The 12,387-nt window shown below is 69.6% G+C and carries 10 protein-coding genes; 4 read left to right on the top strand and 6 right to left on the bottom strand.

Features of this window, described 5'->3' with window-relative positions:
- Positions 1–127: 127 nt before the first annotated feature.
- Entirely contained in the window at positions 128–682 is a 555-nt protein-coding gene (locus tag ASD30_RS05785; RefSeq protein ID WP_235532509.1) for a hypothetical protein, read from the bottom strand.
- 257 nt (positions 683–939) lie between these two features.
- Between ASD30_RS05785 and ASD30_RS05790 the strand changes: the two genes are divergently transcribed.
- The 3 genes from ASD30_RS05790 (at position 940) to ASD30_RS05800 (ending at position 6,189) form a co-directional block, all read left to right on the top strand.
- A complete protein-coding gene (locus tag ASD30_RS05790; protein WP_056678112.1) occupies positions 940–3,657 on the top strand; it encodes a bifunctional acetate--CoA ligase family protein/GNAT family N-acetyltransferase in 2,718 nt (905 codons plus the stop codon).
- A 78-nt stretch (positions 3,658–3,735) separates the two neighbouring features.
- Positions 3,736–4,401, top strand: coding sequence for a response regulator transcription factor (locus tag ASD30_RS05795; protein WP_321163504.1), 666 nt, complete (start codon positions 3,736–3,738; stop codon positions 4,399–4,401).
- 57 nt (positions 4,402–4,458) lie between these two features.
- Positions 4,459–6,189, top strand: coding sequence for a sensor histidine kinase (locus tag ASD30_RS05800; protein ID WP_056678114.1), 1,731 nt, complete (start codon positions 4,459–4,461; stop codon positions 6,187–6,189).
- A 7-nt stretch (positions 6,190–6,196) separates the two neighbouring features.
- Here the strand turns inward: ASD30_RS05800 and ASD30_RS05805 are convergent, their stop codons facing one another.
- From ASD30_RS05805 to ASD30_RS05825, 5 genes are read right to left on the bottom strand one after another with little or no spacing between them, the layout of a single operon-like run.
- Positions 6,197–6,748, bottom strand: a complete 552-nt coding sequence (locus ASD30_RS05805) for a flavodoxin family protein (RefSeq protein ID WP_200950014.1) — start codon at positions 6,746–6,748, stop codon at positions 6,197–6,199.
- A 56-nt stretch (positions 6,749–6,804) separates the two neighbouring features.
- Positions 6,805–7,818 (bottom strand): carbamate kinase, encoded by a 1,014-nt coding sequence (gene arcC, locus ASD30_RS05810; RefSeq protein WP_082563568.1) that lies wholly within the window; start codon positions 7,816–7,818, stop codon positions 6,805–6,807.
- A 1-nt stretch (position 7,819) separates the two neighbouring features.
- On the bottom strand, positions 7,820–8,821 hold the full coding sequence (gene argF / locus ASD30_RS05815; RefSeq protein ID WP_056678117.1) for an ornithine carbamoyltransferase: 1,002 nt from the start codon (positions 8,819–8,821) through the stop codon (positions 7,820–7,822).
- Positions 8,822–8,824: 3 nt separating this feature from the next.
- The gene (locus ASD30_RS05820) at positions 8,825–10,048 is read right to left on the bottom strand and encodes an arginine deiminase (RefSeq protein WP_056678120.1); all 1,224 of its coding nucleotides are present in this window, start codon (positions 10,046–10,048) and stop codon (positions 8,825–8,827) included.
- Between the two features lie 24 nt (positions 10,049–10,072).
- Positions 10,073–10,612, bottom strand: coding sequence for a universal stress protein (locus tag ASD30_RS05825; RefSeq protein ID WP_082563569.1), 540 nt, complete (start codon positions 10,610–10,612; stop codon positions 10,073–10,075).
- A gap of 216 nt (positions 10,613–10,828) precedes the next feature.
- Here ASD30_RS05825 and ASD30_RS05830 point away from each other — a divergent pair, with 216 nt between their 5' ends.
- On the top strand, positions 10,829–12,385 hold the full coding sequence (locus tag ASD30_RS05830; RefSeq protein ID WP_056678126.1) for a YfcC family protein: 1,557 nt from the start codon (positions 10,829–10,831) through the stop codon (positions 12,383–12,385).
- Positions 12,386–12,387: the final 2 nt, after the last annotated feature.

Below are 12,387 nucleotides of genomic sequence, written 5' to 3' on the forward strand. Positions count from 1 at the left end.
GCACGGTCAGGGGCCGCCACAGGGTCGTTGGTCCCGCCTCGGCGGGTACGGCGGACCCTCAGGCGCGTGCGCCGGGCATGCCGAAGCCACCCGGACCTCGAGAAGTCCGGGTGGCTCTGGCGGCGTCCTACCGGAGGACCGGGTTTTCCCGGACCACGCGGTTGCTCGCCCAGATCTTGCCGAAGCCCCAGGTGTCACCGGCGCTGAGCGCTGCGAGAACCACCAGGGTGACAGCGCCCAGGAGGTGGTCGTCGATCACCGGGTTGTTCTCGGGAGGCAGGACCACGGACCACATCAGCACGTAGAGCAGGGCCCCAGCGGCCGCGGCGAGCCGCATGCCGATGCCGAAGGTCAGCGCCGCGCCGATGCCGAGCAGGCCGAGCATGAACAGCCAGTCCGCCCAGGCGGCTCCGGCAATGTCGTTGTAGAAGCTCTGGAACGGGCCGTCGGCTCCGAACTTCAGGAAGCCTTCGGTGGGGCTGCCGCCGTTGATCCAGGCGGCGTCACCGTAGCGGTCCAAGTTGCCGGCCTGGTCGTAGCCGGTGTGAAAGCCCAGTGCCAGCAGCTTGTCGAAGAACGCCCACAGGAACGTGATGCCGAAGCCGATCCGGAGCACGGCCAGCGTCCGTCCTGCGAACGTGTTCGTCCCGGTTTCTTCGGCCATGTGGACCGAGTCCGTCATTTCGTGACGGTGGCGATGCAACGTGATCATGGCTGACCTCCTGTTTCTCTGTGATGGATGGCTCTTGTGATGCCCTCAGCCTTGCCAGTCGAGCGACTGGCCTGAAGTGCCGTCCGTCATCGGAAGCGCGGGTAGTTGGTCCCGGGTGCCTGGGCACGTTCGGCCCTGTGTGGGGTGAGCCGGATCGCCGTACGTTCGACGAACGTGGCCCGATCGGGCCGGAACGGCACCGCTGGCGCGGGCCATGAGGAGGATCCGTGCGACTCGACCCGACCACGACCGACGCGGCCGGTGCGGCCATCGACCTGGCGGACCCGGCCCCAGCGGATGTCCTGCTGCAGGACGGCTCCATAGCCATCATTCGCCCCATGGCACCGCAGGACCTGCCAGCCCTCGAGGCGCTCCACGACGGGATCTGCGAGGACAACCTGCGGCTGCGATTCTTCAGCTGCAACCGTGCCGCGGCCCGGGCGTACGTCGAGCACCTGGGCGTGAGCCCCGACACCCTGGTCCTGGTCGTGGAGCGTGCGGGTGCCCTGGTCGCGGTCGGCACGGCGGAACCCGTGGGTCCCGACGTTGCTGAAGTTGCGTTCCTGGTCGACGACTCACAACACGGACTGGGACTGGGCAGCCTCCTGCTCGAGCACCTCGCCGCGGCCGGCCGGGCGCGCGGTGTACGCCGCTTCGTCGCCGAGATTCTCGCCGAGAACCGCGGGATGTTGCGTGTGTTCACCGACGCCGGGTTCGCCGTATCCCGACGTGCCGAGCAAGGCGACGTCCACCTCGAGATGGACACGGTCAGCTCCGCGGCCGCGCTCCTCGCCGCCGACGAACGAGAGTGCCAGTCGGAGGCCAGGTCGCTCCGACCGCTCCTTTATCCGCGAAGCGTCGCTGTCACGGGCGTCCGCCGGGACGGCACCGGCATCGGTGCGACCATCCTGCGTTCAGTCGTGACGGGTGGCTTCACCGGCGAGGTGTACGCCGTGCACCCGGAAGCGGACCGGCTCGGCGGGGTGGCGGCGTACCCCGGACTCGTCGAGATCCCCGGTCGGGTCGACCTGGTCGTCGTGGCGGTTCCGGCGAGGCGCGTGCTGGCCGCCCTTGAAGACGCTGCCGACGCGGGTGTGCGGGCCGCGGTGGTCGTTTCATCGGGCTTCGAGGAGCTGGGTGCCGAGGGCGCGCGGATGCAGCACGAGATGCTGGCGCTGGCCCGGCGGCGGAACATCAGGATCGTCGGGCCGAACTGCCTGGGCCTGATGAGCAACGGCGCCGGCACTTCACTCAATGCGACGTTCAGTGGCACGGTCCCTCCGGTCGGCGGCTTGGCCATCGCCTCGCAGTCGGGTGGTGTGGGCATCGTCCTCAGCGACCTGGCCCGGGAGCTCGGCCTGGGTGTGGGCTCCTTCGTGTCCTTGGGCAACAAGGCGGACGTGTCGAGCAACGACCTGCTCGCCGCGTGGCGGGACGACCCGCGCGTGACCGCCGCAGCGCTCTACCTCGAGTCGTTCGGCAACGCCCCGAAGTTCGCCCGGTTCGCCCGGCGCTTCGCGGAGCGCAAACCCCTGCTCGCAGTGGTCGGCGGCCGGTCGACCGGCGGCCGGCGAGCCGGTGCCTCCCACACGGCCGCCGCGGCCTCCTCGTCCGTCGGGGTCGACACGCTCTTCGCCCAGGCGGGCGTGATCGCGTGCAGTGGCGCCGAGGACATGGCGGAGGCCGCGTTGTTGCTCAGCGAGCAGCCGCTTCCTTCCGGCAACCGGATCGCCGTCCTCAGCAACGCCGGTGGGATGGGGGTGCTCGCCGCCGACAGCGCCGACACCTGCGGACTGCGGGTGCCCGAGCTCTCCGCGTCCCTGCAGGCCCGGATCGCGGAACACGTCGCAGGCACGACCGGCACGGGCAACCCGATCGATGCCGGGGCAGGAGCCGACGCGCGTGCGCTCGCCGACATCTGCTCACTGCTCGTCACCTCCGAAGAGGTGGATGCGGTGGTGGTGGTCGTCGTCGCCACCGGCGTGAGCGACTCGGCCGCCTCGTTGCAGCGCCTCGCCGATGTCACGCATCCCGGCAAACCCCTGGTGGTGGTGCCGATGGGCGGGCTGACCGTCGCCCCCGGTGAGCTGTCGGGCGTCACCACCTTCCGCAGCGTTCCGGCGTCGGTCCGCGCGCTCGGCCGGGCCGCGCGCTATGCAGCCTGGCGCAAGCAGCCGGCACAGCAGCCGCTCCCGGTCGATCGAGACCGTGCGCAGCGTGCGCGTCACGTCGCCGAGGAGCTGCTCGGCCGCGTCGACGCGGAGGGAGGCTGGCTCGACACCGGTGACCTGGTGAGCCTGCTCGACGACTACGGACTCGCCCCGGTCGGCACAGTCGTGACCGACCCCGACGCGGCAGCTGGTGTTGCGGCAGCGATCGGGTTCCCGGTGGCGCTCAAGGTGGCCGACCGGACCGTTGTGCACAAGACCGACCGTGGCCTCGTCCGCGTCGGGCTGCTCACGACCGCGGCGGTCGCGGACGTCGTGCGGGAGTTCGAGAGCGAGCTCGGCCGTCAGAGTGTCCCGGTTCTCGTGCAACCCGTGGCGAGCGGCGTCGAGATCGCCCTGGGGGTGGTCCGCGATCCCGGATTCGGTCCCCTGGTGATGGTCGGTGCCGGGGGAGTGGCCACCGACCTGTGGGACGACCGCGTCTTCCTGCTCCCGCCGGTCACCGCCGGTGACGCGGCCCGCGCCCTCCGCTCCTTGCGGATCTGGCCGATGCTGGACGGCTACCGGGGCACGGCACGCTCCGACGTCGCCAGCTTGGAGGAGATCCTGGTGCAGCTCGGGCAACTGGCCGAGGACGTGCCGCAGGTGGCCGAGCTGGACCTCAACCCGGTGCTCGCCGGCCCGCACGGGTGCGTGCTGGTCGACGTGAAGGTCCGTCTTCAGACCCCGCTGGCCCTCGACGCCGGTGTGCCGCGTCGGCTGCGGAGGAGCGTCTGACAGACGGGACGAAAGTCCCGTGAGGACGGGGACTGTCGCCACCTGCCCGGCCTCACGCTCCCGCCGTACAGTGAGGACGTGAGCCATGACAGCACTGCCCCGACGCCCGAACCGATCAAGGTCTACCTGCTCGACGACCACGAGATCGTCCGGCGCGGGATCCGGGAGCTGCTGGAGGCCGAGGGCGACATCGTCGTCGTCGGCGAGTCGGGCCTGGCCCAGGAGGCCTCGCGGCGGATTCCCGCGCTGCGGCCCGACGTGGCCATCCTCGACGGGCGGCTGCCGGACGGCTCCGGCATCGACGTCTGTCGCGAGATCCGATCACGCGACGCGAGCATCGCCGCGCTGATCCTCACCTCGTACGACGACGATGACGCCTTGTTCTCCGCGATCATGGCCGGTGCCGCCGGCTATGTCCTCAAGCAGGTGCACGGCAACGACCTCGTCGACACCGTCCGCCGCGTGGCAGCAGGCCAGTCGATGCTCGACCCGGGCGTGACCGCCCAGGTGCTGGAGCGCCTCCGGAACGGCCCCAAGAAGGACCCTTCGCTGGACCAGCTGACCCAGCAGGAGCAGAAGATCCTCGAGCTGATCGGCGAGGGCATGACCAACAGGCAGATCGCCGGCGCCATGTTCCTGGCCGAGAAGACGGTCAAGAACTACGTGTCGTCGCTGCTGGCGAAGTTGTCCCTCCAGAGCCGCACGCAGGCCGCCATCTTCGCAACCAAGCACCTGAAACGCTGAAGCCGGCCGGCCGCGCTGTTACGGTCGGAGTGGAGGGAGTCCCTTTGCGGAGAGACGATGAACATCAGGCCGCCTGATCCTGGCCGGCCGAACGACGAGCCGGCGCGGTCGCAGCTCGCCAGGACCAGTTTCGACGACCTCCTGCGCGAGGTGGTCGACCGGACGCACCGCGCCCTCGACGAGCAGTCGCGGTGGAAGCTGCTCCTCGACGCCGTCGTCACCATGGGCGCCGATCTCGACCTCGACGCCCTGCTCAGCCGGATCGTGGAGGTCGCCAGCGACCTGGCGCGGGCTCACTACGCGGCCCTGGGCGTGCTCGACACCGGGCCCGAGCGCAGGCTGCGCACCTTCATCACCCACGGCCTCACGCCGGGCCAGAAGGCGAAGATCGGAGACCTCCCCACAGGTCACGGAATCCTCGGGTTGATCATCGACCGGCCGGAACCGCTCCGTCTGCACGACCTCGCCGAGCACCCGGAGTCCTACGGCTTCCCGGCCGACCACCCGCCGATGAAGTCGTTCCTCGGAGTGCCGGTGCGCACCCGCGAGAAGGTGTTCGGCAACCTCTACCTCACCGAGAAGGAGGGTGGCGGCGACTTCACCGAGGAGGACGAGGGGATCGTCGTGGCCCTTGCCGCCGCCGCAGGGGTGGCGATCGAGAACGCCCGCCTGTCCGAGGAGGCCGCACGCCGCGAACGCTGGCTGGGTGCGACGGTCGACATCGCCTCCAGCCTCTCCGACGCCGGGTCCGATGCCCTGCAGACCGTGGCCGACCGGGCCCGCGAGGTGGCCGACGCCGACATCGCCTGGGTCGTGGTCGCCGATGCCGCCGAAACCCTCGCCCTGCGCGTCGTCTCCGGTGTGTCCCACGACGCGCACGCGGCCGAGGGCGTCTCGTTCGAGCACTCGCTGGCGAGTGCGGTGCTTCGCAGCGGCACCCCCATCGCAGTCGAGGACTTCGTCGCCGACGAGCGTGCTCTCGACCTGGGAGCAGCGCTCGGCTGGCCGCGGTTGGGGCCGGTCGTCATCGTGCCGATGAGCAACTCGCACGGAGTCAGTGGTGCGCTGGCCCTCGGCTGGGTGCCCGCCAACGCGCAGCGATTCCATGAGCTCGACACGTCGCTGCCGGCCAGCTTCGCCGAGCAGGCAGCCCTCGCCATCGAGATCACCCGGGCCCGGGAGGACCAGCACCGACTGACCCTGTTCGAGGACCGCGACCGGATCGCTCGCGACCTCCATGACCTGGTCATCCAGCGGCTGTTCGCGGTGGGGCTGGGCCTGCAGAGCCTGAGCCGGCTGGCCGACCGTCCGGAGATCGCCACCCGCCTCGCCACCGCGGTCGACGACCTCGACGCGACCATCAAGGACATCCGGCGCACGATCTTCGCCCTGGGGTCCATGGACGACTCCGCCGACGTCCAGGCAGAGGTCCAGCGCATCGTCGACCGGTCCGCCGAGACCCTCGGGTTCCGGCCGAGCCTGCAGTTCGAGGGGCCGGTGCGCACCAGGATCGGGCCCACGGTCGTGCCGGACCTCCTGGCCGTCCTGGGGGAGGCGTTGTCGAACGCAGCCCGGCACGCCGAGGCGAGCGCCGTCGACGTACAGCTCACGGCCGGTGACGAGATCCGGCTGCGGGTGAGTGACGACGGCCGTGGCCTGCCCGCGGGCGCGACCGAGAGCGGGCTGCTGAACATGAAGCAGCGCGCGGTGCGGCTCGGTGGCACGTGCGCGATCACGTCCAGGGCCGGCGAAGGCACCTGCGTGGAGTGGTCGGTGCCCTCGGGCTGAGAACGCTTCAGTGCACCGAGCCGGCCGCGATCCGGCTCCGGGTCTCGACGGCGAGCTGACGTCCCCAGCTGGTCGCCTCCTTGAGCTGTCCCTCGCTCAGCGGCCCCGGCACGTCCTCCACGAGGAAGCCGTGCGGGGGCACCACGAGGTGATAGCCCTTCCGATGCAGCAGCCGTGCCGCCGTACGCGCGGCGGAGACGGGCAGGTGCCGGACCTTGCGCACCCGCGTGTCGAAGACGGCGGCCATCCCGTGACCGGTGCCCGGCGACGGGGCGCCCTCGATCCACTCGCGCAGGCCGAGCGCAGCGGTCTCCGGTGGTGCGCCCTGCCTGACCGCGTCCTGCCGGGTCGCGGGCCGGCTGAGTGAGAACGCGTGGGTGGGCGCGCCGACCACCAGCAGGTCGAGGTCGTCGGCGGGTACGGCGAACCGGACGTCGACGACCGTGGTCTCGAAGCCTTCCAGCCGGAGCCCCTCGGCGACGGCCAGGGCGATCCATGCCGTGTTGCCGAACAGGGACTCATGGACCACCCGGGCCCGCAGGCACTTCTCCGTGCTCATCGTGACGCTCCTCTGTCCCGAACCTCTGATGTGGGCCACGTCAGGCCCCTTGTCCCTCAAGCGTGCTGGCTCGCCGGCGCGGACGCAGGTGCCGTGGTGCCCCAGGGGAGGGGCACTTGGTCCGGTGCCGCTGTGCGTGACAGTCCGCCGCCCTCGTAGAGCCCGTCGGGAGTCACGAGGGTTCCGGCCTCGCCGCGAAGGATGGCAGCAGCGTCTTCGAGGGTGCCGATGGCGGCGACGCCCCCGGTGAGCTCGACGAATCGACACGCGGCCTCCACCTTGGGCCCCATCGATCCCGCCGGGAAGGTGATCGCACGCAGGCTGCTCGGGGTAGCCCGGAGCACGGGCCGCTGGTCGGGGGTGCCGAAGCCGCGGAACACGTGCGGCACGTCCGTGAGCACGAGGAGCACGTCGGCATCCAGCGCTTCGGCGAGCACGGCACTGGTGAGGTCCTTGTCCACCACGGCCTCGACACCCTGTAGGTGTCCCTGGGGGTCGCGGATGACCGGCACGCCACCGCCACCTGCGCAGACCACCACCGCGCCACTCTCGAGGAGCAGCCTGATCAGTCTCGTCTCGACCACACGCTGTGGGCGCGGGGACCCGACCACGCGCCGCCAACCGTCGCCGTCCGGCTTGACCGCCCAGCCTCGTTCGGCCGCAAGACGCCGTGCCTCCTCGCCGGTGTACATCTCTCCGACGAACTTGGTGGGGTCGCGGAACGCCGGGTCTGCAGCCTCGACCAGGGTCTGGTTGATGATGGCGGCGACCTGACGACCGGGCAGGTGGTTCTGCATGGCCTGCAGCAGCCAGTAGCCGATCATCCCCTGGGTCTGGGCACCCAGCACGTCGAAGGGATACGGCGTGGTGAGGTGCGGGTCCATCGCGCTCTGCAGCGCCAGCACCCCCACCTGGGGACCGTTGCCGTGTGTGAGGACGAGCTCGTGCTCCGCGGCCAGGGGAGCCAGGGCCTCGGCGGCGCGCTGCACGTTCCGTTCCTGGATGTCGGCATCCGGCTTCTGCCCGCGCCGCAGCAGCGCGTTGCCGCCGAGCGCCACGACGATGCGCACCTCAGCCGCCCAGCGTCGCGACGAGCACTGCCTTGATGGTGTGCAGGCGGTTCTCCGCCTGGTCGAACACGATCGAGTGGGACGACTCGAAGACCTCGTCGGTCACCTCGAGCCCGTCCATGCCAGTGCTGCGGAAGATCTCCTCACCGATTTCGGTGTGCCTGTCGTGGAAGGCAGGCAGGCAGTGCATGAACTTGACCTGCGGGTTGCGGGTGGCCTTCACCACGGCCTGGTTGACCTGGTAGGGGCGCAGCAGCTCGATGCGTTCGGTCCACACCTCCTCGGGTTCACCCATCGAGACCCACACATCGGTGTAGAGGAAGTCGACACCGTCGACGCCGTCCTCGACGTCTTCGGTGTGCAGGATCCGGGCCCCGGTCTCGTCGGCGATCTCTCGGGCCCGGGAGATCACGTCGGGCTGGTTCCACAGCTGCTCGGGCGCGACGATGCGCACGTCCATGCCCATCAGTGCGCCGGCGACCAGCAGAGAGTTGCCCACGTTGTTGTGGGCGTCGCCCAGATAGGCGAACGAAATCTCGGCATCCTGCTTGCCCGAGTGCTCGCGCATCGTGAGCATGTCGCAGAGGGTCTGGGTCGGGTGCCACTCGTCGGTCAGACCGTTCCACACCGGCACGCCGGCGTACGCCGAGAGCGTCTCGACGTCCGACTGTGCCGAGCCGCGGTACTCGATGCCGTCGTACATCCGGCCCAGCACGCGTGCGGTGTCCTTCATCGACTCCTTGTGCCCGATGTGGGAACCGCTCGGCCCCAGATAGGTCACCTGGGCGCCCTGGTCGAAGGCCGCCACCTCGAACGCGCACCGCGTGCGGGTGGAGGCCTTCTCGAAGATCAACGCGATCTCCCTGCCGACCAGTCGGGGTTGTTCGGAGCCGGTGTACTTGGCGATCTTCAGCTCGGCGGCGAGGTCGAGCAGGAACTTCCATTCCTTCGGGGTGAAGTCGAGCTCCTTGACGAAGCTGCGGTTGCGCAGGTTGAAGGCCATGGTTCAGATCCCGTCCCGCTCGATCGGGCAGGTCATGCATCGCGGTCCGCCACGGCCACGTCCCAGCTCGTTGCCCTGGATGGTGATGACCTCGATGCCGTTCCTGCGGAGGTGGGTGTTGGTCGTGACGTTGCGTTCGTAGGCGACCACGACGCCCGGTTCGACGGCCAGCACGTTGCAGCCGTCGTCCCACTGCTCGCGCTCGGCGGAGTGCACGTCCTGCGTCGCGGTGAGCACGTTGATCGAGTCGATGCCCAGCGCCGCGGCGATCACCGCGTGCATCTGGTCCGGTTCGTGCGCGGTCACCTTCAGCTCCTTCTCGGTGTCACCCGGCTCGATCGTGTACGACGGCAGCATCCCGAGTCCGACGTATTTGGTGAAGGTGTGGTCGTCGACCATGGTCATCACCGTGTCGAGGTGCATGAAGGCGCGCTTCTGTGGCATCGCCAGGGCCACGATCCTGCTGGCGCGCCCGGCGTCGAACAGGCGACGCGCGAGCCGCTCGACACCTTGCGGCGTGGTGCGTTCGCTCATCCCCACCAGCACGGCGCCCCTGCCGAGCACCAGAATGTCGCCGCCCTCCGTGGTGGCCGCGCCGCTCGCCGTACCGTCGGCCCAGACGAGGAAGTCATCGGCCACGAAGGTGGGGTGCCAGCGGTAGATGGCCTCGTAGTGGATGGTCTCGCGCATTCGTGCCCGCTTGCGCATCGCGTTGACGGACACCCCGTCGTAGATCCACGCGGAGGTGTCGCGGGTGAACAGGTGGTTGGGCAGCGGCGGGAGCAGGAAGTCGTCTGCTGCCATGGCGCGCACGACGACCGACGACGGTTCGTCCATCCGCTCGAGCAGCTCGGCCTTGGTCATGCCGCCGATCAGGTGGTTCGTCAGCTCACGCGGTTGCATCGAGCTGAACAGACCATGCAGGGCATCGAGCGCCATCGGGCCGTGGACGCGCTCGTCCAGGGTCGACTCGAGCACGTGCTTGCGTGCCTCGGGGATGGCGAGCGTCTCGGTCAGCAGCTGGTCAAGCAGGTGCACCGTCACCCCGCGGTCACGCAGCGTGTCGGCGAAGGCGTCGTGCTCCTGCTTCGCGTGCTTGACCCACAGCACGTCATCGAAGAGGTAGTCGTCATGGTTGCTCGGGGTCAGCCTCTTCAGCTCGAGGTCCGGGCGGTGCAGGATGGCCTGCCGTAGCCGGCCGACCTCCGAGTCGACGTGCAGGTTCACGGTGTTCCTCTCGTGGTGGTCCTGTCAGCGTGCCGTCGTCCGCAGGGTGGTCGAGAGGGGCGAACGTCCTGTGCTGGTGGGTCGCTGGACCTCGCCCGCACGGTCCACCACCACGACCTGACACTCCGCCTGTTCGGTGACCCGGGTGGTCAGGGGATGTGGTTCGTCGCCCGAAGCCGCCCCGAGAACCACCAGCTCGCATCGTGCGGACGCGTGGACGATCGAGTCCACGACGCGTCCGTTCTCCAGCCGGGCGGCATGGATCGAGCCGCGGGGCACCTGGGCGAGCGCCTTCCGGATGACTTCCCGTTGGGCGTCGCGAGCCTTCCAACGAGGGGCACTGAAGTGTCCGGCGACCTCATGGACGAAGACGCTGTGGCGTGACGGCCAGATCGTGACGACCTCGACGGTGAGTTGGTGAACGGCGGCATGGTGGAGGGCCCAGACCAGGCACTGGACGCTGGCGTCGGATCCGTCGACCGCGACCAGGCAGACGCGGTCTCGGGACTCGGCGACCTGGTCAGCGGCGTACACGCTGGCTCTCCGGATGCGGTGACTTCTCATGGCCACACACTTCGGTGGCTGGGTTGCGCAGCACCAGCGCCGGAGGGCCCCGGGTGGACGGGCACTTGGTCCTCAGGTGCGCGTGGGCCCGGTGGGCCCACGCCGGCCGGGTCGAAGGTCCTCCCCGGGAGGGGCCGATCGCCACGTCTCCCGGTGCTCCGTTCCGTGGTTCGGTGATTTTCGGCCGAGCTGTGTCGATCCGAGAGAGGGAGCACCATGACCACCACGAGACGGGCCATCCTGCCGAAGCTGACCGCTGGGCTCGAGGCCGACGACGGAGAGCCGACCACCACCGCGAAGAGGTTCCGCTTCCCGAGCGCCTTCACGGTGCTGTTCGGGGTGACGATCGCGGTGTGGTTGCTGGCCTTCGTCGTTCCGACCGGTGCCTACCAGACGGACGCCGACTCCGGACGGCCGATCCCCGGCAGCTACGAAGCCACCGACAGTGCGTTCTCCTTCGGCGACCGGTTGATGGAGCTGTTCATGGCGCCGATCAACGGCCTGTACGGCGTGATCAACGCCGACGGCTACATCGGGCCCTACGAGTCCGGTGAGCTGTACGGCGCCGCGGGGGTCTTCCTGTTCGTCCTGGCCATCGGGATCTTCATCACGATGGCGATGAAGACCGGGGCCATCGACAACGGCGTGGCTCGCGTCGCCCAGCGGATGAGCACCCGTGGAGCCTTGCTGATCGCCGTGCTGATGGTGCTGTTCTCGATCGGTGGCACCACCGAGGGGATGGCCGAGGAGACCCTCGGGTTCTACGCCCTCCTGATTCCCCTGATGCTCGCCCTCGGCTACGACCGGATGGTGGCCGCCGCGACGATCCTGGTGGGTGCCGGCATCGGCGTCCTGGCCTCGACCGTCAACCCGTTCGCCACCGGCGTCGGCTCCGGCGCCGCGGACATCTCGATCGGTGACGGCATCGGCTTCCGCCTGCTGATGTACGTCGTCCTCGTGCCCGTCGGCGTGTGGTGGGTGCTGCGCTACGCCCGCAAGGTCAAGGCCGACCCCACGACGTCCCTCGTCGGCCAGATGGAGGGCGACGCCGAGCTGAAGGCGCACGGGGTGCGCGAGGTGTCTCGTCTCACCGGCCGGGAGAAGAGTGTGCTGGCGATCGTTGCCACCACCTTCGCCTTCATGATCTACGCGATCGTGCCGTGGGCCCAGGTCATCCAGGGCCCCGACGCCGCGAGCTACGGCTGGCAGCTCGACTGGTACTTCCCCGAGCTGGCTGCCCTGTTCCTGCTGATGGCGCTCGTGGTCGGACTCGTCGGCGGACTGGGGGAGAAGGGGATCACGAACTCGGTGGTGAAGGGCGCGGCGGACTTCATCGGGGTCGGGCTGATCATCGTGCTGGCCCGCGGAGTCACCGTGATCATGAACAACTCCGAGATCACCGGCACGATCCTGCACTCCATGGAGAGCGTCGTCGGCGACACCAACTCCGGCGTCTTCGGCGTGCTGATGTTCCTGATCAACCTTCCCCTCGCCTTCCTCGTGCCGTCGACCTCGGGTCACGGCGCCCTGGCGATGCCGATCCTGGCGCCGCTGGCCGACTTCGCCGGGGTCTCCCGAGCCATGGTGGTCACCGCGTTCCAGTCGGCCTCGGGGATCGTCAACCTGATCACCCCGACCTCGGCGGTCGTCATGGGTGGACTGGCACTCGCCCGGGTCCGCTACGACCAGTACCTGCGCTTCGTCCTCCCGCTGGTCGGCATCCTGCTGGTCCTCTGCGCGGCGTTCGTCGGCGTCGGCGCGGCGGTCTCCTAGTC

This window comes from Nocardioides sp. Root140 (assembly GCF_001426745.1).
In the GTDB taxonomy this organism is placed as follows: domain Bacteria; phylum Actinomycetota; class Actinomycetes; order Propionibacteriales; family Nocardioidaceae; genus Nocardioides.

Coding starts and splice junctions, on each gene's coding strand:
- ASD30_RS05805 (WP_200950014.1), bottom strand. CDS start 6,748: ATGAGCACGGAGAAGTGCCTGCGGGCCCGGGTGGTCCATGAGTCCCTG.
- ASD30_RS05830 (WP_056678126.1), top strand. CDS start 10,829: ATGACCACCACGAGACGGGCCATCCTGCCGAAGCTGACCGCTGGGCTC.
- argF (WP_056678117.1), bottom strand. CDS start 8,821: ATGGCCTTCAACCTGCGCAACCGCAGCTTCGTCAAGGAGCTCGACTTC.
- ASD30_RS05825 (WP_082563569.1), bottom strand. CDS start 10,612: ATGAGAAGTCACCGCATCCGGAGAGCCAGCGTGTACGCCGCTGACCAG.
- ASD30_RS05785 (WP_235532509.1), bottom strand. CDS start 682: ATGACGGACTCGGTCCACATGGCCGAAGAAACCGGGACGAACACGTTC.
- ASD30_RS05800 (WP_056678114.1), top strand. CDS start 4,459: ATGAACATCAGGCCGCCTGATCCTGGCCGGCCGAACGACGAGCCGGCG.